This window comes from Parazoarcus communis SWub3 = DSM 12120 (assembly GCF_003226565.1).
GTDB classification, from domain to species: Bacteria; Pseudomonadota; Gammaproteobacteria; order Burkholderiales; family Rhodocyclaceae; genus Parazoarcus; species Parazoarcus communis.
This window is the reverse complement of sequence record NZ_QKOE01000006.1, coordinates 103,654-129,349: the sequence shown is the minus strand read 5'-3', so window position 1 is coordinate 129,349 and position 25,696 is coordinate 103,654. Positions and strand designations below refer to the sequence as shown.

At 61.2% G+C, this 25,696-nt stretch carries 26 protein-coding genes and 2 tRNA genes; 23 read left to right on the top strand and 5 right to left on the bottom strand.

Features of this window, described 5'->3' with window-relative positions; all coding sequences use genetic code 11:
* Positions 1–4 precede the first annotated feature (4 nt).
* From lapB to rpoS, 20 genes are all read left to right on the top strand, one after another.
* Positions 5–1,180, top strand: coding sequence for a lipopolysaccharide assembly protein LapB (lapB, locus tag DNK49_RS10720; protein WP_110524357.1), 1,176 nt, complete (start codon positions 5–7; stop codon positions 1,178–1,180).
* A gap of 318 nt (positions 1,181–1,498) precedes the next feature.
* Positions 1,499–2,389 carry a cysteine synthase CysM gene (cysM, locus tag DNK49_RS10715; RefSeq protein WP_110524355.1) on the top strand — a complete coding sequence of 297 codons (891 nt, stop codon included), beginning with the start codon at positions 1,499–1,501 and terminating at the stop codon, positions 2,387–2,389.
* A gap of 49 nt (positions 2,390–2,438) precedes the next feature.
* A complete protein-coding gene (locus tag DNK49_RS10710; RefSeq protein ID WP_110524354.1) occupies positions 2,439–4,385 on the top strand; it encodes a translocation/assembly module TamB domain-containing protein in 1,947 nt (648 codons plus the stop codon).
* A 37-nt stretch (positions 4,386–4,422) separates the two neighbouring features.
* Positions 4,423–4,599: a hypothetical protein gene (locus DNK49_RS24095; RefSeq protein WP_165843303.1), complete on the top strand. Its 177-nt coding sequence runs from the start codon at positions 4,423–4,425 to the stop codon at positions 4,597–4,599.
* On the top strand, positions 4,596–5,006 hold the full coding sequence (locus DNK49_RS10705) for a YdbL family probable chaperone protein (protein ID WP_110524352.1): 411 nt from the start codon (positions 4,596–4,598) through the stop codon (positions 5,004–5,006). Before DNK49_RS24095 ends, DNK49_RS10705 begins: the two co-directional genes overlap by 4 nt.
* A complete protein-coding gene (locus DNK49_RS10700) occupies positions 5,006–5,800 on the top strand; it encodes a 3'-5' exonuclease (RefSeq protein WP_207806949.1) in 795 nt (264 codons plus the stop codon). Before DNK49_RS10705 ends, DNK49_RS10700 begins: the two co-directional genes overlap by 1 nt.
* Before the next feature lie 73 nt (positions 5,801–5,873).
* Positions 5,874–5,950, top strand: a tRNA-Val gene (locus DNK49_RS10695).
* A gap of 198 nt (positions 5,951–6,148) precedes the next feature.
* The gene (gene thrS, locus DNK49_RS10690; RefSeq protein WP_110524350.1) at positions 6,149–8,065 is read left to right on the top strand and encodes a threonine--tRNA ligase; all 1,917 of its coding nucleotides are present in this window, start codon (positions 6,149–6,151) and stop codon (positions 8,063–8,065) included.
* A 26-nt stretch (positions 8,066–8,091) separates the two neighbouring features.
* Entirely contained in the window at positions 8,092–8,613 is a 522-nt protein-coding gene (gene infC / locus DNK49_RS10685; protein ID WP_110524349.1) for a translation initiation factor IF-3, read from the top strand.
* A 147-nt stretch (positions 8,614–8,760) separates the two neighbouring features.
* Positions 8,761–8,958 (top strand): 50S ribosomal protein L35, encoded by a 198-nt coding sequence (gene rpmI, locus DNK49_RS10680; protein ID WP_110524347.1) that lies wholly within the window; start codon positions 8,761–8,763, stop codon positions 8,956–8,958.
* A 12-nt stretch (positions 8,959–8,970) separates the two neighbouring features.
* The gene (gene rplT, locus DNK49_RS10675) at positions 8,971–9,330 is read left to right on the top strand and encodes a 50S ribosomal protein L20 (RefSeq protein WP_110524345.1); all 360 of its coding nucleotides are present in this window, start codon (positions 8,971–8,973) and stop codon (positions 9,328–9,330) included.
* A gap of 69 nt (positions 9,331–9,399) precedes the next feature.
* The gene (gene pheS / locus DNK49_RS10670) at positions 9,400–10,431 is read left to right on the top strand and encodes a phenylalanine--tRNA ligase subunit alpha (protein ID WP_110524343.1); all 1,032 of its coding nucleotides are present in this window, start codon (positions 9,400–9,402) and stop codon (positions 10,429–10,431) included.
* 7 nt (positions 10,432–10,438) lie between these two features.
* Complete coding sequence (gene pheT, locus DNK49_RS10665) at positions 10,439–12,829, top strand: phenylalanine--tRNA ligase subunit beta (protein WP_110524341.1); 2,391 nt, start codon at positions 10,439–10,441, stop codon at positions 12,827–12,829.
* Positions 12,826–13,137 carry an integration host factor subunit alpha gene (locus DNK49_RS10660; RefSeq protein ID WP_108947619.1) on the top strand — a complete coding sequence of 104 codons (312 nt, stop codon included), beginning with the start codon at positions 12,826–12,828 and terminating at the stop codon, positions 13,135–13,137. Before pheT ends, DNK49_RS10660 begins: the two co-directional genes overlap by 4 nt.
* On the top strand, positions 13,118–13,498 hold the full coding sequence (locus tag DNK49_RS10655) for a MerR family transcriptional regulator (protein ID WP_110524339.1): 381 nt from the start codon (positions 13,118–13,120) through the stop codon (positions 13,496–13,498). The genes DNK49_RS10660 and DNK49_RS10655 overlap by 20 nt, the downstream gene beginning before the upstream one ends.
* 48 nt (positions 13,499–13,546) lie before the next feature.
* A tRNA-Pro gene (locus tag DNK49_RS10650) sits at positions 13,547–13,623 on the top strand.
* A gap of 112 nt (positions 13,624–13,735) precedes the next feature.
* Positions 13,736–14,479 carry a 5'/3'-nucleotidase SurE gene (gene surE, locus DNK49_RS10645; RefSeq protein WP_110524338.1) on the top strand — a complete coding sequence of 248 codons (744 nt, stop codon included), beginning with the start codon at positions 13,736–13,738 and terminating at the stop codon, positions 14,477–14,479.
* Positions 14,476–15,120 (top strand): protein-L-isoaspartate(D-aspartate) O-methyltransferase, encoded by a 645-nt coding sequence (locus tag DNK49_RS10640; RefSeq protein WP_110524336.1) that lies wholly within the window; start codon positions 14,476–14,478, stop codon positions 15,118–15,120. Before surE ends, DNK49_RS10640 begins: the two co-directional genes overlap by 4 nt.
* Positions 15,117–16,046 carry a peptidoglycan DD-metalloendopeptidase family protein gene (locus DNK49_RS10635; RefSeq protein ID WP_110524334.1) on the top strand — a complete coding sequence of 310 codons (930 nt, stop codon included), beginning with the start codon at positions 15,117–15,119 and terminating at the stop codon, positions 16,044–16,046. Before DNK49_RS10640 ends, DNK49_RS10635 begins: the two co-directional genes overlap by 4 nt.
* An 11-nt stretch (positions 16,047–16,057) precedes the next feature.
* Positions 16,058–16,993, top strand: a complete 936-nt coding sequence (gene rpoS / locus DNK49_RS10630; RefSeq protein ID WP_110524332.1) for an RNA polymerase sigma factor RpoS — start codon at positions 16,058–16,060, stop codon at positions 16,991–16,993.
* Positions 16,994–17,024: 31 nt separating this feature from the next.
* On the opposite strand, the gene mltB is transcribed toward rpoS, so the two are convergent.
* The 4 genes from mltB to DNK49_RS10610 are packed head-to-tail and all read right to left on the bottom strand — an operon-like array spanning position 17,025 to position 21,907.
* The gene (gene mltB, locus DNK49_RS10625) at positions 17,025–18,047 is read right to left on the bottom strand and encodes a lytic murein transglycosylase B (protein WP_110524331.1); all 1,023 of its coding nucleotides are present in this window, start codon (positions 18,045–18,047) and stop codon (positions 17,025–17,027) included.
* Entirely contained in the window at positions 18,044–19,999 is a 1,956-nt protein-coding gene (locus tag DNK49_RS10620) for a transglutaminase TgpA family protein (RefSeq protein WP_110524330.1), read from the bottom strand. The genes mltB and DNK49_RS10620 overlap by 4 nt, the downstream gene beginning before the upstream one ends.
* Positions 19,989–20,960 carry a DUF58 domain-containing protein gene (locus DNK49_RS10615; protein ID WP_110524590.1) on the bottom strand — a complete coding sequence of 324 codons (972 nt, stop codon included), beginning with the start codon at positions 20,958–20,960 and terminating at the stop codon, positions 19,989–19,991. The genes DNK49_RS10620 and DNK49_RS10615 overlap by 11 nt, the downstream gene beginning before the upstream one ends.
* Before the next feature lie 29 nt (positions 20,961–20,989).
* Positions 20,990–21,907, bottom strand: a complete 918-nt coding sequence (locus DNK49_RS10610) for an AAA family ATPase (RefSeq protein WP_110524329.1) — start codon at positions 21,905–21,907, stop codon at positions 20,990–20,992.
* A 140-nt stretch (positions 21,908–22,047) separates the two neighbouring features.
* Here DNK49_RS10610 and DNK49_RS10605 point away from each other — a divergent pair, with 140 nt between their 5' ends.
* The 3 genes from DNK49_RS10605 to bamC all read left to right on the top strand — a co-directional run bounded on the left by DNK49_RS10605 (position 22,048) and on the right by bamC (position 25,110).
* Positions 22,048–22,974, top strand: coding sequence for a histone deacetylase family protein (locus DNK49_RS10605; RefSeq protein ID WP_110524328.1), 927 nt, complete (start codon positions 22,048–22,050; stop codon positions 22,972–22,974).
* 93 nt (positions 22,975–23,067) lie between these two features.
* On the top strand, positions 23,068–23,946 hold the full coding sequence (dapA, locus tag DNK49_RS10600; RefSeq protein WP_110524327.1) for a 4-hydroxy-tetrahydrodipicolinate synthase: 879 nt from the start codon (positions 23,068–23,070) through the stop codon (positions 23,944–23,946).
* 24 nt (positions 23,947–23,970) lie between these two features.
* Complete coding sequence (bamC, locus tag DNK49_RS10595; RefSeq protein WP_110524326.1) at positions 23,971–25,110, top strand: outer membrane protein assembly factor BamC; 1,140 nt, start codon at positions 23,971–23,973, stop codon at positions 25,108–25,110.
* Between the two features lie 101 nt (positions 25,111–25,211).
* Here the strand turns inward: bamC and DNK49_RS10590 are convergent, their stop codons facing one another.
* Complete coding sequence (locus tag DNK49_RS10590; RefSeq protein ID WP_110524325.1) at positions 25,212–25,577, bottom strand: hypothetical protein; 366 nt, start codon at positions 25,575–25,577, stop codon at positions 25,212–25,214.
* Between the last annotated feature and the right edge of the window lie 119 nt (positions 25,578–25,696).

The following is a 25,696-nucleotide window of genomic DNA, read 5'->3' as shown; positions in this document are numbered from 1 at the left end:
ATCCATGGAAATTGAATTCTGGTGGTTGCTTGCGCTGCCGCTCTTCTTTGCGCTGGGCTGGCTCGCAGCCCGTATCGACATCCGGCAGGTCGTTCACGAATCGCGAGCCTTGCCCCGGTCCTATCTGAATGGTCTCAACTTCCTGCTGAACGAGCAGCCCGACAAGGCTATCGACGAGTTCGTCGAGGCGGTGCGTATCGATCCTCAGACGGTCGAGTTGCATTTCGCGCTTGGCAGCCTGTTTCGCCGACGTGGTGAAACAGACCGCGCCATCCGCATGCATCAACTGCTCGTTGACCGCGAGGACATCACCGAAGAACAACGACTGCAGGCGCTTGGCGAGCTTGGGCAGGATTACCTGAAGGCCGGCCTGCTCGATCGTGCCGAGGCCGTCTTCCTGCGTCTGCGAGGTACCCGTGCCAATGATGTCGCGTTGAGGTACCTTCTTGAGATCTATCAGCAGGAGAAGGACTGGGGCAAGGCGATTGACGTTGCTGCGGCACTGCCTGATCACGAGAGTCTGCACTGGCGGACCGAGGTGGCGAACTTCCATTGTGAACTTGCCGCTCAGGCACTGGCCAATTCGCGGTTTGATGAGGTTGGCAAGCATGTTGATGCGGCTCTGGCGACCAATCGTCGATGTGTACGGGCAAGTCTGATACAGGGCGATGTTCTGGTTGCGCAGGGTAAGGATGAGGCCGCACTCGAGGTCTGGAAGCGCATCGAAAGTCAGGATCCGGTCTATCTCGCCTTGGTTGCCGAGCGTGTCATGAATGCGTACGGTCGTCTCGGGCTGATAGAGCAGGGGCATCAGTTGCTGCATGCATGGCTGGAGCAGCATCCCTCGCTTGATCTGCTGGATGAATTGTTCCACTGGGAAATCGACAAGCTGGGACCGAAGGCCGCCTACGACCTGGTGCGCGAGGAGTTGCGCCGCAACCCGACCTTGCTCGGGTTGGATAAGCTGCTGGAGGCGGCCCTGTTGACAGCCTCACCGGAGCAGCGTGGCGACATCGAGTTGATCAAGCAGTTGATTCATGGTCATACCCGTAAGGTTGCTCGCTATCGTTGTGATGCCTGTGGCTTCAAGGCGCGACAGTTCCATTGGCGTTGCCCTGCCTGCGGGGGTTGGGAAACCTATCCGCCACGCAGGACCGAGGAGTTCGATCTGACGCCTTGAGCAGACCTGCCTGTTGACGTTCTGGTAGCAGGGGGCTGTATTGTCGTTAAAGTCACACGACCACAGACTTTGCGCGAATCGCGGCGCTGCACGATTCTTCATCAGGGCGGGTTGATGGCGTGGTTGTACGGATTTTGCGGAGATTGCGCGGTGTGCGCCGGTGCGTGGCTTGGGGCATCATGGCATGAACACTGCTAGATGCTGATAGCGTGCTGGAAGTTGCCTGGACAGGCAGCCGCAATGGATGGGTGTGCTTTGTCACGAGCGGTTGGAGCGGGTTCCGGTCCACGCCGATCTCTGAACCGATGAGGGTGAAAAATGGAATTCAAGACGCTAGAGGATTATGTCGGGCAGACGCCCCTGGTGCGTCTCAAGCGCATCAATGCCGGCCGCAACAATGTCATTCTGGCCAAACTGGAAGGGAATAATCCTGCGGGTTCGGTGAAGGATCGGCCGGCCTTGTCGATGGTGGTCAGGGCCGAGGCCCGGGGTGATATCCGCCCGGGCGATTGCCTGATCGAGGCCACCAGCGGTAATACCGGCATCGCGCTCGCCATGGCCGCGGCAATGCGGGGTTACCGGATGATTCTGGTGATGCCCGAGAATCAGAGCATCGAGCGCCGCCAGACCATGCGAGCCTTTGGTGCCGAGCTTGTGCTGACGCCCAAGGAAGGCGGCATGGAGATGGCCCGTGATGTTGCCGAGCGTTTGCGCGACGAGGGCAAGGGGGTGATCCTTGATCAGTTCGCCAATGCAGACAACCCGCTCGCACACTACGAAGGCACCGGGCCGGAGTTGTGGGACCAGACCGGTGGTTTGATTACCCATTTTGTCAGCTCGATGGGGACCACTGGCACCATCATGGGCACTTCGCGTTATCTCAAGGAGCGTAATCCAGCGATTCAGATCGTGGGCTGCCAGCCTGAGGACGGGTCGCAGATTCCTGGTATCCGGAAGTGGCCTGAGGCGTATCTGCCCAAGATCTATGAAAAACCACGTGTCGACAGGTTGGAATATGTCGGTCAGGCTGACGCCGAGGAGATGACGCGTCGTCTGGCGCGTGAAGAAGGCATCTTTGCCGGCATCTCCTCTGGAGGCGCAATGCATGTTGCGTTGCGCTTGGCAGAGGAGCTTGAGAACGCGGTCATCGTCTCAATCGTGTGCGACCGTGGCGACCGATATCTGTCGACGGGTGTCTTCCCGGCCTGAGCGTTCTGGCAGGGGGCGCGTATGGCTGAGGTCTTGCGCGCTGCTCCTGTTGCTGTTGCTACCAGGCTTCGGTACGGGTGGTCTGGTGCTGACTGTCGATCGGCTCGAACACCCCGCACTGTCTTTTGAGGGGCTGAGCGCGGATTTTTCCTCGGAGTCTCGGCCCTCCATCCGGTTTGAGCGCTTGCGTGTCGGTGAGCAGCGTTGGCGTCGAGTTGAGTTGCATTGCGATGCCGGCGGTCTGTCGGGTGCCCGCCTGTGGTGTCGTGACGGCCGCCTGACGGCTGGCGCGCGTGTCCTGTTGCCTGGACGTATTGACCTGCAAGCCGACTTGCTGGGGCAGCATGTGGCATTGGCGATACGCCTGCCAGATGGCGGGCGTATCGAGCTCGGCCTGAATGATGCGCGCCTTGAAGCTCAGGTCGAGGCGCTTGCGCTCGGCCACCTGGCCGCCCTTCTTCCCGGGCTTCAGGGCTGGTCACCTGCAGGCTCGCTCGGCGGACGCCTGTCCTGGCCTTTGGGGGAAGAGGCCGTTTTTACTGGCCAGCTTGTGGATGGCGCTTTTACCAGCGCTGACGGACTGCAGGCGGGAGAAGCGCTGGCCGTGGATCTTAGTCTGAGCCTGAACGAGCGGGCCGGTGGCTGGCATTGGCGTGCCGAACTGGATTGGCATAATGGTGCGGTGTACGTTGATCCGGTGTATGTCGAAGCCAGGCTTGGCGTGAGCGCTGAAGGGACATTGTCGGCAGACCGGCTTGATGTCGTTCAGGCAGTGCTTGCCCTGGAGGGGGTGGAGCAGCTTGCCCTGTCGGCCTCGATTGACCTGGCAGAAGGGCGTCTGGATCGTGCAGCAGTGTCTTTGGTGCGGGCTGATCTGGCGACCATAGGGCCGCGTTGGCTGACCCCCCTGCTGGCGCCTGCAGCAGGGGAGCGACTTTGGTACGCAGGGTGGGTGAGTGGAGGGTTGCGTTTCGAGCACGGAGGCGTGCAGGCGCTGGATGCAGTCTTCGATCAGGCGGGCTTCAGCTTGCAGGGGGCGGATGGTGGGTCCGGACTGGCATTCGGGCCGGTTAGCGGTCATCTGCCCTGGCGTCAGGATGCAACGGTCCATGCGGCGCTCGAGATCGAGGGTGGGCGCTGGCAAAAGCTTGCCTTGGGGCGCTTTGCGCTCAATGCCGAAATCCGGCCGCAGTCTCTGGCGATCGATCGGCTGCGTATCCCCTTGCTTGACGGCGCGCTGGTGCTCGATCGCCTGACGCTGCAGCGTGATGACCGAGGCTGGCGCGGGCGTGGCGAGGCGGTGATCGAGCCGGTGTCGATGCCGCTGCTGACCGAGGCGCTCGACCTGCCGATGATGTCTGGCGTGCTGGCGGCGTCGATGCCGGGTCTCACGGTGTCGCCGGGAGCCTTGGAGCTGGACGGTGCGCTGGTGATCTCGGTGTTCGATGGCTACCTGCAGCTGACGGGGCTGCGCGTCCTTGAGCCTTTTGGCGTGGCTTCTCATCTGCATGCCGAGATCGAGGGGCGTCATCTCGATCTTGCTCAGCTGACCGAGACCTTCAGTTTCGGCAGTATCACTGGCTTCATCGATATCGATGTGCAGGGGCTTGAACTGGTGCGCTGGCGGCCGGTGGCCTTTGACGCCCGGGTAGCCAGTAGTCCAGGCAACTACCGCCGCCGAATCAGCCAGCGCGCCGTACAGAACATCGGTTCCTTGGGCGGGGTGGGGGCAGTGGCTGCAATCCAGCGCAGTCTGCTGGGCTTTTTTGAGACCTTCGGCTACCGAGAGATCTCATTTTCCTGTGTGTTGCGAGCCGATGTCTGCACGATGAGTGGAATCGGGGCTGAACGTCCCGGTGGTGGGTTCGAGATCGTGCGCGGCGGCGGCGTCCCGGCGCTCAATGTCATCGGCTACAATTCCCGCGTGGATTGGCGTGAGCTGCTGGCGCGCTTGCAGCGTGTCATCGAAGACAACGCAAGCCCGGAAGTGCGCTGATCGGATCCCTTTCTGAGCCCCACCTGAAGGAGCCGGCATGTCGCTGCGCATCTTGCTGGTGGCGCTGTCGCTTTCACTGAGCGCCTGCGTCACGATCAACATCTATTTTCCTGCGGCGGCGGCCGAAAAGGCCGCTGATCGCATCATCGACGAGGTCTGGCAGTTGCGCGAGGCGCAACCCGCGGCTGAGTCCCCGTCCGGGAGCAAGCCATGAAATTTCGTTCTCTGCTCGGTGCAGCCCTGCTCAGTCTGTCGCTGAGTGCCGCAGCTCAAGGCAATCTCGAGGTCGACTCTCCTGCCATTGCGGCGCTCAAACGTTCGATGCAGCAGCGTCATGCGCAATTGGCGCCGCTTTATGCTTCTGGCGCAGTGGGTTTGGCTGCCGATGGCTCGGTGGCCCTGCGCGATGCATCGGCGGTACCCCTGGCTCAGCGTGCCCAGGCCAGTTCGCTGGTTGCGGCAGAAAACGCTGACCGCAGTGCGCTCTATCGTGAGATTGCCCGGGCCAACGGGCGGCCGGAGTGGGAATCGGAAGTGCGTGGCACTTTCGCCCAACGTTGGGCGCAACGGGCGCAGCCAGGCTGGTGGGTGCAGCAGGGCAGCAGCTGGGTGCAGAAGTGATGCCGATTCTTGTCTTTGACATCGAGACCATTCCGGATATTGCCGGTATTCGAGTGCTGCACGAGTTGCCGGCGTCACTCTCCGACTACGAGGTGGGCGAGTTCGCCTTTCAGCAGCGGCGTGCCAGTCATGGCTCGGATTTTCTGCCGCACCACCTGCAGCGGGTGGTGACGATTTCCTGTGTGCTGCGTGATGCCAATCAGTTCCGGGTGTTCTCCCTGTCCGAGCCTGACGCGGGTGAAGGGCAGATCATCCAGCGCTTCTTTGACGGTATCGAGCGCTATTCGCCGCAGATCGTGTCGTGGAATGGTGGTGGATTTGATCTGCCGGTGCTGCATTACCGTGGCCTGCTGCATGGTGTCAGTGCGCCGCGCTACTGGGATCTGGGTGATGGCGACTTTGCCGACTCGCGTGATTTCAAGTGGAACAATTACATCAGCCGCTATCACATGCGGCATCTCGACCTGATGGACACGCTGGCGATGTACCAGCCGCGTGCCAACGCACCGCTGGATGATCTGGCCAAGTTGATGGGGTATCCCGGCAAGCTTGGCATGGATGGTTCGGCGGTTTGGGACGCCTGGCAGGCGGGGCAGATTGCCGATATTCGTGACTATTGCGAAACCGACGTCGTGAACACCTATCTCGTGTACCTCCGTTTCCAGCGCATGCGCGGTCATCTGGATCAGGCGGCTTGGGCGCAGGAGGTCGCATTTGTGCGCGAAAAGCTCGCCGCAATTGGGGCGCCTCATTGGGAGGCTTTTCTGGCGGAGTGGCCGGAAGCGGTGGCGTAAGGTGAATTTTTGAGGTTTTTTCAAAAAGTGTTTGACACCTTCTGAAAAGTGCCTATAATTCGCGGCTCTTAGCAGGCGCGTAGCTCAGCTGGTTAGAGCACCACCTTGACATGGTGGGGGTCGTTGGTTCGAGTCCAATCGCGCCTACCAACACTTGGAGTCGATTCATCATGTTCCGAACTACTTTCGAGGCCGGAAACTGAACAGGTCGGGTCCGCTTGTCTGCTTGAGGAAAAAGTGCGGTTCGACCGCACTTTTTTTTCGTCCACGTTTTGTGCAGTGCAGCTATCAGAATCATGTGTCGTTTGTATTGCGCTGTCCGCGCATCCTAGTCCGAGGCCAGAGATCATGCCGAACATTACGCTTCCTGATGGTTCCGTCCGTAGTTTCGATCAGCCGGTGACCGTTGGTGAGGTTGCGGCGTCGATTGGCGCAGGTCTGGCAAAGGCTGCGCTGGCTGGGCGTATTGGCGACAGGCAGGTGGATCTCTCGCATCGCATCGATACTGATGCTGCGCTGGCGATCATCACCGACAAGAGTCCGGAAGGTGTCGATATCATCCGTCACTCCACTGCGCACTTGCTGGCGCATGCGGTCAAGGAGCTGTTTCCTGACGCGCAGGTGACGATCGGGCCGGTGATCGACAACGGTTTTTACTACGACTTCTCCTACAAGCGTCCGTTCACGCCGGAAGATCTCGAGGCGATCGAGCGCCGTATGAGCGAGATTGCCAAGCGCGAAATCGGTGTTGCACGCGAAGTCTGGTCGCGCGAGAAGGCGGTCGAGTTCTTCAAGGGGATTGGCGAGCACTACAAGGCCGAGATCATTGCGTCGATTCCGTCCGATCAGGATGTTTCCCTGTATCGCCAGGGGGATTTCATTGATCTCTGCCGCGGTCCGCACGTGCCGTCCACCGGCAAGCTCAAGGTGTTCAAGCTGACCAAGCTTGCGGGTGCGTACTGGCGTGGTGACTCGAAGAACGAGATGTTGCAGCGGGTTTATGGCACCGCGTGGGCCAAGAAGGAAGATCTCGAGTCCTATCTTCACATGCTCGAAGAGGCCGAGAAGCGCGATCACCGGAAGCTGGGCCGGCAGCTTGATCTTTTTCATATCCAGGAAGAAGCGCCGGGTATGGTGTTCTGGCACGCCAAGGGCTGGACGCTGTGGCAGCAGGTCGAGCAGTACATGCGCCGAACGATCGCCGAGCATGGCTATCAGGAGGTCAAGACGCCGCAGATTGTCGATCGTTCGTTGTGGGAAAAGTCCGGGCACTGGGGGATGTATTCCGACCTGATGTTCACCACGCAGTCGGAGAAGCGCGACTACGCGGTCAAGCCTATGAACTGCCCCTGTCATATCCAGATCTTCAATCAGGGCTTGAAGAGCTATCGCGATCTGCCGCTGCGCATGGCGGAGTTCGGCTCCTGTCACCGGAATGAGCCTTCGGGGTCGTTGCACGGCATCATGCGGGTCCGTAATTTCGTGCAGGATGACGCGCATATCTTCTGCGCCGAAGATCAGGTGCAGGTGGAGTCGGCCGAGTTCATCCGCTTGCTGCAGCAGGTCTATCGAGATTTTGGTTTTACCGATGTCCAGGTCAAGCTGTCGACCCGGCCCGAGAAGCGGGTGGGGACTGACGAGCAGTGGGATGCGGCAGAGGCGGCGCTTGCGGCAGCGCTTGATGCGCAAGGGCTGGCTTACGATCTGCAGCCAGGTGAGGGGGCGTTTTACGGTCCGAAGATCGAGTTTTCGCTCAAGGATTGCCTGAATCGCGTCTGGCAGTGCGGCACGCTGCAGCTCGATTTCAATCTGCCAGTGCGCCTGGGGGCCGAGTATGTAGCCGAGGACAACACCAAGAAGGTGCCGGTCATGTTGCACCGTGCCATCCTGGGCTCGCTTGAGCGTTTCATCGGCATCCTGATCGAACATCACGCCGGCGCCTTGCCGTTGTGGCTGGCGCCTGTTCATGCGGTGGTGATGAACATCTCCGAAGGGCAGGCCGAGTATGCGAAGGAAGTCGCACTCCGCCTGAAGAAAGCGGGTTTCCGAGTCGAAGCGGATTTGCGCAACGAGAAGATTAACTATAAAATCCGCGAACATAGCGTGCACAAGCTGCCTTACCAGATCGTCGTAGGCGAAAAAGAAAAGGCGGGCGGCGTCGTTGCAGTGCGCGTTCGGGGCGGCCAGGATCTTGGCCAGATGCCCATCGATACGTTGATCGAGCGCTGGCTTCGCGAAGTTGAGGCGAAGGCCGGGTCGGTCTGACTTTGATTTTTATGGAGATTTGAACCATCGCTCAAGAGAAGAAGCAGCGCGTCAACGGGGAAATCACCGCGCCTGAGGTTCGTCTGGTTGGTGAAGACGGTGAGCCGCTTGGTATTGTTTCCCTGAGGGCCGCCCTCGAGGCCGCTGATGAAGCGGGTATGGATCTGGTTGAAATCGCGCCGATGGCGCAACCCCCGGTCTGCCGGGTGATGGATTTCGGCAAGTTCAAGTACCAGGAGCAGAAGAAAGCGCATGAAGCGCGTCTGAAGCAGAAGCAGGTGCAGGTCAAGGAAGTCAAGCTGCGTCCGGGTACGGACGAAAACGACTACCAGATCAAGCTGCGTAACCTGAAACGCTTCCTGGAAGAGGGTGACAAGTGCAAGGTGACCTTGCGCTTTCGCGGACGTGAAATGGCGCACCAGGAATTCGGTTTGCGTCAGCTTGAGCGGGTAAAGGCGGATCTGGAAGAAATCGGCCAGGTCGAGCAGATGCCGAAGATGGAAGGGCGGCAGATGATCATGGTGATCGCGCCCAAGAAAAACCGCTGATCAAGCGGTATGCAGGATTTGCCCCGGTAGTCGGGGCTGATACCCTGTCTGGTCGTTGTGGCTGGGCAGGAAAACAAGTGGTGTCGGGTGTCAAACGTACCTGAACCGGTACTACCTGACGGCATTCTATAAACCGGAGTCTCAGCAATGCCCAAGATGAAGACCAAGAGCGGCGCCAAGAAGCGCTTCAAGGTTCGCTCCAGCGGTGGGATCAAGCGGTCCCAGGCGTTCAAGCGCCACATCCTTACCAAGAAGACCACCAAGAGCAAGCGTCAGCTGCGCGGCATGACTGAAGTTCATGCCAGCGATGAAAAGCTGATCCGTGCCATGTTGCCTTACGCTTGATAGGAGACCGCCATGCCCAGAGTTAAACGTGGTGTAACCGCCCGCGCACGTCACAAGAAAGTTCTCGACCAGGCCAAGGGGTACCGCGGCCGTCGTAAAAACGTATATCGCATCGCCAAGCAGGCGGTGATGAAGGCCGGTCAGTACGCTTACCGCGACCGTCGTCAGCGCAAGCGTCAGTTCCGCGCCCTGTGGATCGTCCGTATCAACGCCGCTGCGCGTGAACTCGGTCTGACCTACAGCACCTTCATGAATGGCCTGAAGAAGGCTGCCGTCGAAGTGGACCGCAAGGTTCTGGCCGATCTGGCCGTGTTTGACAAGCCCGCGTTTGCTGCGCTCGCCGCGCAAGCCAAGGCCCAAATCGCTGCGTAAGTTTCCGCAGCCCGAAAAAAGGAGGCCTGGCCTCCTTTTTTTTTCTGATCTTCCCGGAATGGCAGGGACATGGATAACCTCGATCAACTGGTTCAACAGGCCGAAGCCGCATTTTCTGCTGCAGCCGATAGCGCCCAGCTCGAGCAGGCAAAGGCGCGTTTTCTGGGTAAAAGCGGCTCGCTCACCGAGCTTCTGAAAGGGCTGGGCAAGCTGCCCGCCGAGGAAAAGCGCGAAGCCGGTGCAGCAATCAATCGCGTCAAGCTGGCCATCGAGACGGCGCTTGAGGCGCGTCGTGAAGCCCTGCGCGAGGCCGCGCTGATGGCACAACTGGCATCTGAGGCGCTGGACGTCACCCTGCCGGGACGAGGTGCGACCATAGGCGGGCTGCATCCGGTCAGCCGTTCGCTCGAGCGGGTTGAGGCGCTGTTTCGTTCCATCGGGTTTGTCGTGGCCGACGGACCCGAGATCGAGACCGACTGGCACAACTTCACCGCGCTGAACACGCCGGAGAACCATCCTGCACGTTCCATGCACGACACCTTCTATCTCGAAGGTCGCGACGATGTGTTGCTGCGCACCCATACCAGTCCGGTACAGATCCGCGCCATGCTTGAGCATGTGGAGCGACACAAGCATCTCGAGGTCATGCCGGACATCCGCGTCATTGCGCCAGGTCGGGTTTATCGTGTTGACTCGGATGCAACCCATTCGCCCATGTTCCATCAGGTCGAGGGGTTATGGGTCGGCGAGCACGTCAGCTTCGTCGATCTGAAGGGTGTGATTGCCGACTTTTTGCGCAAGTTCTTTGAAACCGAAGATCTCCAGGTCCGCTTCCGCCCGTCGTTCTTTCCCTTTACCGAGCCCTCTGCCGAGATCGATGTCGCCTTCATGAGTGGCGCGCTCGAAGGGCGTTGGCTGGAGATCGCAGGTTGCGGCATGGTGCATCCGAACGTGCTGCGTTTCGGTGGCATCGATCCCGAGCGCTACACCGGTTTTGCGTTCGGCATGGGCCCGGATCGGCTGACCATGCTGCGCTACGGTGTCAATGATCTGCGCCTCTTCTTCGAGGGCGATCTGCGTTTCTTGAGCCAATTCAGGTAAGCGAATCATGCAATTTTCAGAACAGTGGTTGCGGACCTTCGTCAATCCGTCGCTCGATAGCGCCGCGTTGGGTCACCTGATGACCATGGCCGGTCTGGAGGTCGAAGAGGCGGATCCGGTTGCGCCCGCCTTTACCGGCATCGTCGTGGCGCAGATCGTCGAAGCCGAGAAACATCCCAATGCGGACAAGCTGCGTGTTTGCAAGGTTGATGCTGGCACGGGCGAGTTGCTGCAGATCGTCTGTGGTGCGCCAAACGCGGCTGCAGGCCTCAAGGTGCCGTGCGCCAAGGTGGGGGCCGTGCTGCCGGGCGATTTTGCAATCAAGGCGGCCAAGTTGCGCGGGGTCGAGTCGTTTGGCATGCTGTGCTCGGCGCGTGAGTTGGGTCTGTCCGAGGATCATGCCGGGTTGCATGTGCTGCCGGAAGATGCGCCGGTAGGCTCCGACATCCGTGATTATCTTGGGCTCGATGACACGCTGTTCACCATCAAGCTGACGCCGAATCGGGCTGACTGTCTGAGCCTGAGTGGTGTGGCGCGCGAGGTGGCTGCGCTGACTGACTCGATGCTGACGCTGCCGGCTGTTCAGCCTGTCCTGCCGGGCATTGATGATCGACGGTCCATCGTGCTCGATGCGCCGGCAGCTTGCCCGCGCTATTGCGGCCGCATCCTGCGGGGGGTCGATGCCAAGGCGCCGACACCGGAGTGGATGAAGCAGCGATTGCAGCGCAGCGGCATCCGCGCGATCAGCGCATTGGTGGATATCACCAACTACGTGATGCTTGAACTGGGGCAGCCCTTGCATGCCTTCGATAACGCCCGTCTGGATGGGGCCATTCATGTCCGCATGCCGCGTGCTGGTGAGCAACTCAAGCTGCTCAATGAGCAGATTGTGACGCCTGCCGTCGATACCCTGCTGATTGCAGATGATGCGCGCGCGCTGGCCATGGCCGGTGTGATGGGCGGAGAGGAGAGCGGTATCACGCTCGATACGACAGATGTCTTTCTGGAAAGCGCTTTCTTTGCTCCAGCGGCGATTGCCGGTCGGGCGCGAGCCCACGGCTTTGTCTCCGATGCCTCGCATCGTTTCGAGCGTGGGGTGGACTTCGAACTTGCACGGCCGGCGATCGAGCGGGCGACCCGCCTGATCCTGGATATCTGCGGTGGTGTGGCAGGTCCGGTGGAAGAAGCTGTGGCGGTCGAAGCGCTGCCTCAGCGTCCTGCCGTGCGTCTGCGTCCTGCGCGTGCGCGCCGCGTGCTGGGTATTGATCTGAACAACGCCGAGATCGAGTCCCTGCTGCGGCGTGTGCACCTTGCGCCGGTGCAGTCGGGTGACGATTTTCTGGTCACTCCGCCGTCGTTCCGTTTCGATATCGAAATTGAAGAAGATCTGATCGAAGAGTTGGTGCGTCTCTACGGCTATGACAATATCCCGGCCCGGGTACCGCAGGGCGGGTTGATGATGCTGGAGCGCAGCGAATCGTCGCGCACGGTGTGGGATGTGCGTCACCTGCTGGCGGCGCGGGGCTTTCAGGAGGTGGTCAACTTCGCCTTTGTCGAAGACGCGTGGGAGCGGGATTTCTGCGCCAATGACGATCCTATCCGTCTGGCCAATCCGATCGCCAGTCAGATGAGTGTGATGCGCTCCAGTCTGATTCCGGGGCTGGTGGCCAATCTGGCGACCAATCGGAAGCGTCAGCAAGCCCGGGTACGGGTGTTCGAGATTGGTCGTTGTTTCGAGCGCAAGGCCGATGGCGAGCCTGTGGCTGGCTTCCATCAGCCGATGCGGATTGCCGCCCTGGTTTCAGGTACGGCCTTGCAGGAGCAATGGGGTGAGCGTGCTCGGCCGGTGGATTTTTACGATCTCAAGGGTGATCTCGAGGCTTTGTTTGCGCCGCGCGAGCTGTGCTTCGAGCGTGTGTCTGACCCCGCCCTGCATCCGGGGCGTGCGGCTGCGGTGATGCTGGACGGGCGCCATATTGGTGTGGTCGGCGAGTTGCATCCGGTGTGGGTGCAACGTTACGAGCTCGGTACCGCGCCGATCGTGTTCGAGATCGAGCTTGGGGATGCGCTGCAGGCGGAAATGCCGGTTTTCGCAACGGTTTCGAAGATGCCTGCAGTGGCCCGTGACCTGGCGCTGGTGCTGGGTCAGGAGGTGCCGGTTGCCCGTGTGCTGGAAGTGCTCGAAGCGGCGGCGTCAGGTATTGTCAGCGCAATTGAGTTGTTCGATGTCTATCATGGCAAGGGCATTGATCCCGACAAGAAGAGCCTTGCTTTCAGGGTGTTGATGCAAGATACTCAGCGCACACTTGAAGATTCGGAAGTGGATGCGGCAATGAATGCGCTGATCCGTCATGCTGAGCTCACTCTGGGCGCTCGACTGCGTGGATCAGGAGAATGAACGTGACCTTGACGAAGGCCGAGCTGGCAGACCTGTTGTTTGAGCAGGTCGGGCTGAACAAGCGTGAAGCCAAGGATATGGTGGAAGGCTTCTTTGAAGAAATCCGGACAGCGCTGGAGCGTGGCGATAGCGTCAAGCTTTCCGGCTTCGGTAATTTCCAGTTGCGTGACAAGCCACAGCGGCCTGGCCGGAACCCCAAGACCGGCGAGGAGATTCCGATCACCGCTCGTCGGGTGGTGACCTTTCATGCCAGTCAGAAGCTGAAGGCGGCGGTGGAGGAACTCAGTGATGCAAGCAAGCAACCCTGAAATTTCGAGTGCCGACCTGCCGCCCATTCCGGCAAAGCGCTATTTCACCATCGGAGAAGTCAGCGAACTTTGCGGTGTCAAGGCGCACGTGCTGCGTTACTGGGAGCAGGAGTTCACCCAGCTGAAGCCTGTCAAGCGGGGGGGGAACCGTCGCTACTATCAGCATCATGAGGTTCTGCTGGTGCGTCGTATCAGGCATTTGCTGTATGACGAAGGCTTTACCATTTCCGGTGCGCGAAATCGCCTCGGTGAAGCGGCCATCCATCAGGTCGAGGAGGCCGAGGTCGCCGAGCGATACAAGGCGGTGATCCGCGAAGTGCGCGCGGAACTGGAGGCTACGCTTGCTGCGTTGAAAGCTTGATTTTGCACTGGCGGTTTTTAAAAAGCTTGCTATAATGGCGGCTTGTGTCGGGGCGTAGCGCAGCCTGGTAGCGCACTTGCATGGGGTGCAAGGGGTCGCGAGTTCGAATCCCGCCGCCCCGACCAAAACAACAGCAACCGGCTTTAGCCGGTTTTTGTTTTTCTGCGGTCCGAACGTGATTTCCATGCTGTGCTAACATCGCCGACGCCCTGTCGGTGAGACTCCAACGGATTCAAGATGCGTATTCTGGTCAGTAATGACGATGGCTATTTCGCGCCCGGCATCGCTGCGCTGGCTCAGGCCTTGTCGGAAATCGGCGAGGTGACCGTTGTGGCGCCGGAGCGTGACCGCAGTGGGGCAAGCAACTCGCTGACACTCGACCGTCCGCTCTCCCTGCGCCGCGCCGCCAACGGCTTTCATTTCGTCAATGGCACCCCCACTGATTGTGTGCATCTGGCCGTGACCGGCATGCTGGATCATTTGCCCGACATGGTGGTTTCGGGGGTGAATCATGGCGCCAACATGGGGGACGATACGCTCTACTCCGGTACCGTGGCAGCGGCTACCGAAGGCTATTTGCTGGGGGTGCCGTCGATAGCGGTGTCGCTGGTGAGCAAGGGGGCTTCCGATTTCTCCACCGCTGCACGGGTGGCGCGCGATCTGGCCGTTCGTTTCATGAATCAGCCGTTGCGCCAGCCGATGCTGTTGAACGTCAATGTGCCTGACCTGCCATACGAGGCGCTGCGGGGTACGCGGGTCACCCGCCTGGGCAAGCGTCATAAGGCCGAGCCGGTGATCAAGAGCGTGACGCCCCGCAATGAGACCGTGTATTGGGTGGGGGCCGCCGGTGCCGCGGCTGATGCGGGCGAGGGTACTGACTTTCATGCGGTATCCGAAGGGCTGGTGTCCATTACGCCGCTGCAGATCGATCTGACCCATACCGGACAGATCGGCATGGTGAACGATTGGCTGGTGCGATGAATCCTCGTCAAACGGATGCGGTGCGCACGCGTGCGCGCATGGTGGAGCGCCTGCGCAGTCAAGGTATCCGGGACGAAAAGGTGCTGGCTGCGATGGGGCAGATTCCACGCCACCAGTTCGTCGAAGAAGGGCTCGCTTACGGCGCGTATGACGACACCGCGTTGCCGATCGGTTTTCAGCAGACCATCTCGCAGCCCTTCGTGGTAGCTCGCATGATCGAGTTATTGCGCTCGGGACGGGAACTTGGCAAGACGCTGGAGATCGGAGCAGGCTGTGGCTATCAGGCTGCGGTGCTGTCGAAGGTGGCGGTCGACGTCTATGCAGTGGAGCGGATTCGTCCCTTACTCGATCGGGCACGGGACAATCTGCGCCCGTTGCGGCTGCCCAATGTACGCCTGAAATATGCTGATGGCTCAATGGGCTTGCCCGAGGCAGCCCCTTTCGACAGTATCATCGTGGCTGCGGGTGCGCTGGGGGTACCGCAGGCATTGAAAGACCAACTCGCGCCTGGCGGGCGCCTGATCATTCCGGTAGGTGGTGGCGAACAACGCCTGCTGATGATTGAGCGCCAGGGCAACATGTTCAAGGAAAGCTGGCATGAGGCCGTGCGCTTCGTGCCGCTACTGACTGGTACGGAATGAACAAGGAAATCCTGACTTCTCGTGGTGCACTGGCCGGGCTGGCCGTTCTGCTTGTCCTGACTGCAGGGTGTGCAGGCAAGGTGACGGCGCCGGTGCGGGATGCTGGTTCCATGCCTCAGGCCGCTCCGACGGCTGAGCGCAAGGGTGTGCACGTTGTACAGACTGGAGATACCCTCAACGCCCTGGCGCGACAGTATGGTGTCAGTGTTGCGGATCTGGTGGCCTGGAACGGCTTGTCCAATCCGAACCAGATTCATGTCGGTCAAAGTCTGCGTGTGGCGCCTGAAGGTGGTGGTGAGGTGGCGCAAGCCATCCCGATCGTCTCCGAGCCTGCCGTGACTGTGCCGATTCCGCCGATGAGTACCGAGGTGCCGACGGCCACCGCGACCGCAGGTGTGCCCATCAAGCAAACGCCACTGGGCGGTAAGCAGCCATACTCTGACGAAGCTTGGGCGCGTTTGCAGAAACCCGCTGAAGGGGTCGTGGAGACAAAACCTGCCACACCGTCCGTGGCGGACGCACCACGTCTTCCTGGGCCCGATGGTGAGTGGCTGTGGCCGGTCAAAGGCAAGGTCCTGCTGGGCTTCGACGAACCGGTTGGCGGGGACGCCAAGCTGCGCAACAAGGGGATCGACATTGCCGGTACGCCGGGTACGCCCGTGCTGGCGTCGGCTGGTGGCAAGGTCGTCTATGCCGGCAGCGGCTTGCGCGGGCTCGGAAAACTGGTCATCATCAAACATGACGACAATTACCTGACTGCCTATGCTCATAACCAGCAACTGCTGGTCAAGGAGGCAGATGCCGTCACCAAGGGGCAGCAGATCGCTGAGTTGGGTAGTACCGATGCCGATCGCCCCAAGCTTCATTTCGAGATTCGCAAACAGGGGCAGCCGGTTGATCCGATGAAGTACCTGCCCGCGCGCTGACGAGGAGGCCCATGGAAGAGCCGGACATCCCTGACGACGTCGAGAGTCATGATCCGGACCTTCCCCTCGAGGTGGAAGTGTTCGCCGACCGACAGGCGCCTGTCATCGAGAACGAGTTCCTCAGCGATGTCACGCAGATTTATCTGAACGAGATCGGGGCCAATCCGTTGCTGACTGCGGATGAGGAGGCCGCGCTGGCACGGCGTGTCCGTCAGGGCGATTTCCAGGCCCGACAGACCATGATCGAGCGCAACCTGCGCCTTGTGGTCAATATTGCCAAGCACTATCTGAATCGGGGCATCCCTCTGCTGGATCTTGTCGAGGAGGGTAATCTCGGCCTGATTCACGCACTGGAAAAGTTCGACCCCGAGCGTGGCTTCCGTTTTTCCACCTATGCGACCTGGTGGATCCGCCAGAACATCGAGCGTGCGATCATGAACCAGTCGCGCACGATCCGTCTCCCGGTGCATGTGGTCAAGGAACTCAATCAGGTATTGCGCACCCAGCGCAATATCGAGGCGGCCGCCAACGGTGAGTCCAGTATCGAAGAGATCGCCATGCGCCTCGACAAGCCAGTCGAGACGGTGCGGGCAATCCTGGCACTGAGCGAGCATACTGCCTCGCTCGACGCACCACTGGATATCGATCCCAGCCTGTCGATCGGTGAGTCACTTGCGGATGAGCACGCCGAGGCTCCTGATATCCTGATTCATGCGGCGGAGATCGAGCATTTGCTGCGCGCCTGGATCGACATGCTCAATGACAAGCAGCGTCTGGTCATCCGTCACCGTTATGGATTGGATGAATGCGAGATGTTGACCCTCGAAGAGTTGGCACTACAGCTTGATCTGACGCGCGAGCGGGTGCGGCAGATTCAGCTGGAGGCGCTCGGGCAGTTGCGGCGAACGCTCAAGCGGAGAGGTATTTCGCGCGACGCCTTGCTTTGAGCGCATCCTGCGTTGCCCCCGCCGCGTCGGGTCAGCGCTTTGCCAGTTCCTCGTTCCGGCGCTGACGCAGTGTCTCGGCCAGTTCGAAAACCGACATCGCGTAGAAGCTGCTCTTGTTGTAGCGGGTGATGACGTAGAAGTTTCGATAGCCAAGCCAGTACTCGGTTGCCGCACCCGGCGTCACAAGATCCACCAGGGTCGCGTTTGCATCAATCATGTTGCCGTTGGCGCTGCCAATGCCCGCTGCCGACAATACCGCCGGGGACAGGCTGGGTTCGATACCTGCTGCAACCAGGGGGGCGGGGTCGGTCTCCGGTCCGAGCCTTGCCATGACAGCCACTGGTGCGCCGGTTTGCCAGCCATGAACATGCAGATAATTGGCGACGCTTCCGATGGCATCCAGCGGCGAACTGTCAAAATCGATCTTGCCGTCGGCGTCAAAATCCACTGCGTAGTGCCGCACGCTGCTGGGCAGGAACTGCGGAAAACCCAGTGCGCCCGCGTAAGAGCCCAGGTAGCTCTCGGGGGGGCGGTTCTGTTCGCGTGCGAGCAGGAACAAATTTTCCAGTTCGCGTCGGAACAGTTCGGCGCGCGGCGGATAGTCGAAGGCGAGAGTGGTCAGTGCCGAGAGCGTTTCGAAGTTGCCGGTATGGCGGCCATATACGGTTTCGACGCCAATGATGGCCACGATCACTTCGGCGGGTACGCCGTAACGCTCTTCGGCCATCTTCAGGATAGGGGCATACTCCGACCAGAAAGCCAGGCCGCCCTCAATGCGTGTCTTGTCCAGGAAGCGCGCCCGGTACCGTTGCCAGGAGCGCACGCCTGGCGTGCTGGGCGGGCGGATCAGACTGATGACGCGCGGTTCGTGGCGAGCACGGCTGAGGCTGTCGAGTAGCAGGGCGTGATCAAGGTTGTGGCGTGTCGCAATGTCCTCGACGAAAGTCCGCACCTCCTCGCGGTCGACGAAGCTGGCCGATGCGCTGGGTATGGTGGCCAGCGCAAACAGGGCGATGGAGGTGAGGGTCAGGATCTGGCGGGTCGGCAAAGTCATCGAAGGTTCAGCTTCCGGATACGTCGTTTCAGTTCAAGCACCTCATGTACGGGTGCAGGTGGTCGGTAGCGCAATGCGGCATAGCGGCTGGTGATTTCCTGCAATGCGCTGGCATCAAGCGGACGGGCACGGGCCAGGCGAGCACCGTAATCCAGCGGCCCCTCTGCAGGATGGCGCTCCAGGCCCACGTGCGCAAGTTTGCGTGAAAAGGCGGCCCAGGCTTTGTCCAGTGCATCCGCAGGGTTGCGGTAATGCATGGCCCAGGCGAGCAGCGCTGCCATCACCACCAGGACGGCCAGCATCATGCCACCGATCAAGACCTGCCAGTGGGGGGTGTCGAGGCCGAGTTCGGACAGCAACTCGAGCTGACGTGCCTGATTGTAGCCAAGAACCCACTGATTCCAGTGATTCGATGCCGCGTCCCATTGATGGCGAAGCGTACGCAACCAGGCCATTTCCGGGCGCATCAGCAGTGGCAGTGCCTCACCCGCGGGCAGGGCGGCGGACAGCCCGGATTCGATACGCTGGGGGGCGGCGAGCGCGGTCGGGTCGACCCGGACCCAGCCTCGACCGTCCAGCCAGACCTCGGCCCAGGCGTGGGCATCGGACTGGCGGACCACCAGACTGCCATCAACCGGGTTGATCTCGCCGCCCTGGTAGCCGGTGACCACGCGCGCCGGAACACCTGCTGCACGCATCAGGAAGACGAAGGCCGACGAGAAGTGTTCGCAGAATCCCCGTTGGGCCACGAACAGGAAGGTATCTACGCTATCCTCGCGCATCAATGGCGGACGCAGGGTGTAACGCAACTCGCTCTGACGCAGGTAATCGATGACGCGTTCGAGCAAGATTGCCGGTGTCGGCGTGTCGGCACTCAATTCGGCAACCAGTTGTCTGCTCCGCGGGTTGCCATCCGCCGGCAGGCGCCGGGCGCTATCGAGCACCCGGGATGATTCGTCGACACCGACCGGGGTTTCGGGGTAGGCGTTGAGTTCGAACCGGCTGCGGGTGCGCACGGGTTGTACGCTCAGCGCCTGATAGTCACTACCAAAGCGTATGCCATCGACTGGTCCGCCTGCGAAATCCATTGCCAGCAGCCAGTGCTGGTTATGCGCTTCCAGCGTCAACTGGTAGCGCAACTGGGGCCCCGCAGGGGTGTAGTAGGGGTGCTCAGCCCGCTCGTGACGGCTGGCGCGCCAGGTGCTGCCGTCGAAATGTGTCAGTACCGGCCCCCGCCAGTAGCGCAGGTGGGGGGGCGGTGGAGCCTCTTCGAATGCTGCCCGAAAGGCGATCTCGCTTGATTGGCTGAGCTCGGCAATGGAACCGGGGCTCATGCTGTCGGATAGGCCGGTGACTGCACGGTGTGCATCGGCGGGCAGGCCCCACAACGGACCCTGTACTCTTGGAAACAGCACGAACAGGGTCAGCATGAAAGGCAGGCCCTGCACGAGCAGCAGAGCGCTGGTGCGCAGGCGTTCGCGCTGGCTGGCATGCGGATCGGTGAGTGCGAGCAGGCTGCCGATGGACAGCAGGCAGGCGCCAAGCGCAAGTAGTGCAAATAGGGGGGATTGATTCTCCAGGAACACCGCGAGCTGGAGGAAGAAGCACAGCAGGACGGCAGCGTGGATATCGCGCATGGTGCGCGTTTCCAGCAATTTCAGGCCAAGCAGGATGGCGAGCAGGGCGACGCCCGGATCCTTGCCAAAAAAATGACCAAACTCGAATCGGACGGCGATGCCCGCGGCGAGCGCAAGCATCAGCACAAGCCACTTGCTGGTGGCCATGCGTCCTCGCCATAGCAGCGATGCGCGCCAGCCGAGCAGGCCGAATGCCAGCACCGCAACCCAAGTGGGGAGCGTGTCGACATGGGGGGCCAGGGTCAGCGCTGCTGCACCGAGCAACCAGCTGCCTTGATCCCTGCGCAGGCTGTCTGTCGCTGTGTCAGGGTGCATGGCGTGCGCCTTCAGCAGGGGAGGCGAACAGGGCCAGTGCGCGCAGGCAGCGATGCAGGTGCGTCGTGCCGTGTGCAGCCGGGATGTTCTGCATCGGCAGGCGCAAGGCGTAGCGTGCGCCGGACTGCTCGGCGGCCAGCAGCCACGCGCTCAGTCGTGACAAACGGGCTTCATCGTCCAGGTGGTCCGGTGTGGCCTGCCAGTCGAGCTCGACCTCACCACCCTCGACGGCGGCGAACTGCTTGGTCATCAGTGGCCCACCACGGGCATAGGCCTTCCACGCCAGATGGCGGGGAGAGTCTGATTGCTGATGACTGCGCAGTCCGGTGAAATCGTCATCACCCCCACCCGTGCTGCGCATTCCAGTGCTGCTGTTGCCCGCTGGGCGCGCAGGGAGAGGAGGCGGTGTCGGCTCTGGAGCAGGATAGACGATGGTTTCGATGGCAGGGATGAAGACACTCCATGCCCGGATCAATCCGAGGGGCCAGGTGGTTTCGATCCGGGTGCGGCCGAGCGGCAGGACGCCGCGTTGGTGGGTGGGCAGTGTCAAGCTGACTTCGGAGCTCTCATCTGCGGCAAGGTCGAACAGCGTGGCGCCGTCGCGGGTGCTCAGGCGCAGCGCTGGGCGGCGGCGGTGACGTGGATTATCGACCCTTAGGTGGAATATGGCGTTCTCTCCTGCGAAAGCCGGTTCCCCACGACCTGCGCGAAGGCTGATGCCAAGCAGGTTGCGGAAGGCGTGGATGATGCTGGCGATAGCCATGCCGCCCAGCAGGAAGGTGAGTGCATAGCCCAGGCTGAGGTTGTAATTGAGTGATGCGATCAGCATCACCAGCAGGGCGAGGGCGAAGCCGTAGCCGGCACGGGTCGGTAGTACGTAAATTCGGCGCTGGCGCAGTACGATGGGCTCCGTTTCCGGGGCCCCAAGGCGGAACAGCCAGCGATCGACAGCCTGGTTCATGCGGTGGCGCAAGGTGGGACGCGGCACCATCAGCGCAAGGGTACGGACTGCAGCAGGCGCGCCAACTCGGCTGGGCCAGGGTGGCGGCCGTCCCCCGCGCGCTGTAGCCGATGAGCTGCGATGTGGGGGAATACACGCTGGATGTCCTCCGGCAGCACGTGGTCGCGCCCTTCGATCAAGGCCCAGGCACGTGCGGCGGCGAGCAGGCCAAGTCCGGCGCGTGGGCTCAGGCCGCCGAGGTATTCCCCTGCCTGGCGTGTCGCTGCGAGCAGATCCTGTACATAGTCAATCAGGCGTTCAGCGATCAGCAGGGATTGTGCCTCTTCCTGAAGGGCAAGCAGGTCATCCGGGGTGATCACCGGTGGTTGATGTTCGATGATTTCCCGTCGGGCCTTACCCATCAGTAACGCGCGCTCGGCGCTGCGGTCGGGGTAGCCGAGCTGGATGCGCATCAGGAAGCGGTCGAGCTGGCTTTCGGGTAACGGAAAGGTGCCGATCTGCGACGACGGGTTCTGCGTTGCCATGACGAAGAAAGGTTCGGGCAGGGGCATGGTGCTGCCGTCGGCGGTGATCTGCCGCTCCTCCATGGCTTCAAGCAGCGCGCTCTGGGTCTTGGGTGTGGCACGATTGACTTCGTCAGCCAGAATCAGTTGCGCGAACACCGGTCCGGGGTGGAAACGAAAGTGACTGGTATCCCGATCGAAGATCGACACGCCGACGATGTCGGCGGGCAGCAGGTCGCTGGTGAACTGGATGCGCTGGAAGTGCAGGCCGATCAGGCGCGCCAGGGCGTGGGCCAGGGTGGTCTTGCCGACACCGGGAACGTCCTCTATCAGCAGATGACCGCGCGCGATCAGACAGGAGAGTGCGAGTTGAAGTTCGTGGGTCTTCCCCAGAATGATCTGGCTGGCGGCCTCTAGAAGCCGGTTTGCAGGGCGCTGGGGCATGTTGGCTCGTACTGTGAAATTGGACGGGAAGCGGTGATAATAGACGACAAAGATCGCGAGCCCGTACCATGGGCCATCACCGCAGGGCTGTTTGAAACAGTCCGCAACAGAAAGTTCGCCCTTATCGGGAGAGGAGGGGTATGACGACAACGGCATTCATCACGCACCGCGATTGCTGGTTGCACGACATGGGAGCACACCATCCGGAGTGTCCCGACCGGCTGGCTGCGATCAACGATCGCCTGATTGCGGCAGGGCTGGACCTGTATCTGTCTTTCTACGACGCGCCGCTGGCGACTGCCGAGCAGGTGGTGCGTGCACATGCCCAGAGCTACTTTGACGAGTTGCAGGCCAGTGTGCCCGAGCACGGCATCCGTCACCTCGACCCTGACACCGCGATGAGCCCCAATACCATGAAGGCGGCCTTGCGCTCGGCTGGTGCCGGGGTGCTGGCTACCGATCTGGTGCTCAAGGGCGAGGTCGAGAACGCTTTCTGTGCCGTCCGCCCGCCCGGTCATCATGCCGAGCATGGCAAGGCCATGGGGTTCTGCTTCATCAACAACGTTGCGGTTGCGGCCCGCCATGCCACTGAAGTGCACGGTCTGGAGCGGGTGGCGATCATTGATTTCGATGTCCATCACGGCAACGGTACCGAGGACATCTTCCGCAATGATCCGCGGGTGATGATGGCCAGCATCTTCCAGCATCCCTTCTATCCCTATAGTGGTGCAGACAACCCGCCTGCGCACATGTGCAATGTGCCGGTGCCCGCCGGCACCCGGGGCGATGCGTTCCGCCAGGTGGTCAGCGATATCTGGATTCCGAACCTGCGTAATCACAATCCGCAGGCCATCTTCATTTCGGCCGGGTTCGATGCCCACTACGAGGATGACATGGGCTCACTGGGTCTGGTCGAGTCCGACTACATCTGGGTGACCCAGCAGATCAAGGCGCTGGCCGAAGACTGCGGTCACAAGCGGATTGTCTCGATCCTCGAGGGGGGGTACTCGCTCAGTTCGCTGGCGCGGTCGGTGGTTTCGCACATCAAGGCGCTGGCTGACCTTTGAGCCTGCGCAGTTCTGTCCCGCCGATCTGCGCGCGGGACTAGCCGACTGGCGACGATCGGTTAGAATCGTGTTTTTATCGTTTTGGCCATAGCCATGATTACCGGATCGATTGTCGCCATCGTCACGCCGATGCATGAAGACGGCAGCCTTGATTTTGAACGCCTGCGCAGCCTGGTGGACTGGCATGTCGCCGAAGGCACTGACGGCATCGTCGTGGTGGGTACCACCGGTGAGTCGCCTACCGTCAATGTCGATGAACACTGCGAACTGATCCGGGTGTGTGTCGAGCACGCTGCCGGACGCATCCCGGTCATCGCCGGCACCGGGGCAAACTCGACTGCCGAGGCGGTGGCCTTGGCTCGTTTTGCGCAGAAGGCAGGGGCCACTGCCCATCTGTCGGTGGTGCCGTATTACAACCGGCCCACTCAGGAAGGGCTGTACCAGCACTTCCGCACCATCGCCGAGGCGGTGGAGTTGCCGCTGATCCTGTACAACGTGCCGGGGCGTACGGTGGCAGACCTGTCCAACGACACCACCCTGCGGCTGGCTCAGATCCCCAACATCATCGGTGTCAAGGATGCGACCGGCAGCATTGATCGTGCCTGCGACCTGATCGAGCGCGCACCGAAGGACTTTGCCCTGTATAGCGGTGATGACATGACGGTGGCTGCTTTCCTGCTACTTGGCGGGCACGGCACGATCTCAGTCACTGCCAACGTTGCGCCGCGTGCCATGCACGACATGTGCGCTGCCGCACTGTCGGGGGATGCCCGCACGGCACGTGAGATCAACGCGCGTCTGGTTGGTCTGCACCGGCAGTTGTTCTGCGAAGCCAACCCGATTCCGGTGAAGTGGGCAGTGGCGCAGATGGGGCTGATTGGCGGTGCGCTCCGGTTGCCGCTGACGCCCTTGGCCGAGGCCTGTCACGAACGTGTTCGTCTCGCCATGCGTCAGGCTGGCATCAATATCTGATCCGTTTTTCCCCTCAGGAACCTCATGAATCGCTCCCTGCGCACTTCCGCTTCCCTGCTTGCCGTGTCGCTGACGTTGGCCGGCTGCTCGGGTTCATTGCTTGAATCAAAGCGTATCGACTACAAGAGTGCCCGTCAGGTCGCTCCGCTGGAAATCCCGCCTGATCTCACCGCTCCGACGCGTGACGATCGCTTTGCCGTGCCGGACGTGTCGCCGCGTGGCGTGGCGACCTATTCGGCCTATAACGCCGATCGCGCGGGACAGCCGGCGGCAGGCGCTGCCAACACGGTGATGCCACAACCCGAGAACATGCGTATCGAGCGTGCAGGCACCCAGCGCTGGCTGGTGGTGCCGGGTAATGTGGAAACCCTGTGGCCGCAGGTCAAGGATTTCTGGTTGGAGCTTGGCTTCATCCTCAATATCGACAGCCCCGAGATCGGTGTGCTGGAAACCGACTGGGCTGAGGATAGAGCCAAGATCCAGCAGGATTTCGTGCGTTCGGCACTGGGTCGGGTGTTCGATGGTCTGTTTTCCACGCCGGAGCGCGACAAGTTCCGCACCCGACTGGAAGTGGGGCGTGACGGCACGGTCGAGATCTACATCAGCCATCGCGGCATGATGGAGATCTACCCCACCGAGGCCAAGGATTCCACCATCTGGCAACCGCGTCCGGCTGATCCCGAACTCGAGGCCGAGATGCTGCGTCGGCTGATGATTCGCCTTGGGGCTGACGAAGCGCGCGCGCAGGCTGCACTGGTCAGTGCTCCGCCTGCTGGCGAGCGCGCCAAGGTCACTGCCACCGAGGGGGGCGAGGTGGCGCTGCAGGTTGACGAAGCCTTTGATCGCGCCTGGCGGCGTGTCGGTCTGGCGCTCGATCGTATCGGCTTCACCGTTGAGGATCGTGATCGCACTCAGGGACTTTACTTCGTTCGCTATGTTGATCCGGATGTCGACAACAACAGCAAGAAGAGTGAAGGCTTTTTGTCCAAGCTGGCCTTCTGGCGCAGCAGTGACAAGCCTGCCGAGTCCGGCGGCGAGTATCGTCTGAGCCTGAAGGGGCAGGGCAATGCGACCACAGTAACCGTGTTGACGCGCGAAGGCGGTGTGGACAAATCCGAGACTGCACGCCGCATGCTGGGTCTGCTGCAGCAGGAATTGCGCTGAACCACAGGTTCCCGTCTGTCGTGGATGGGCGGGACTAAACAACAACGCCGGCCCCTGGAGGCCGGCGTTGTTGTTTGAAACGTGGTACTGCGTGTTTCAGCTTACTTCTGGACGGCGTCCTTGGCGGCTTCTGCGCCTTCCTTGACAGCGTCAGCAGCGGCAGCAGCACCTTCCTTGGCAGCTTCGACGGTTGCATCCGCAGCTTGCTTGGCGGCGTCAACCGCTGCATCAGCGGCTTGCTTGGCTGCATCGACAGCGTCAGCAGCGCCTTCCTTGGCAGCATCGACCGCAGCGGCGGCTTCTTCCTTGGCGGCTTCGGCAGGCGTGGGCTCTGCCGGGGTTGCGGCCGGTGCCGCTTGTTGTTCGACAGGGGCAGGTGCCTGGGCCGGAGCAGCAACTTCTTCCTTTTTGCCGCAAGCGGACACGGCGACGGCGAGCAGGGCAGCAACGAGGATGGAATGCTTCATTTCCAGAGTTCCTTTATTTATTGGAGTGAGGACAGCACTTGACCGGCATGATGCTATGAAGGATCACTACCGGAGGCAGCCGAATGCTACCACGCCAGCGCCGGACGGGTTCGCCAAAA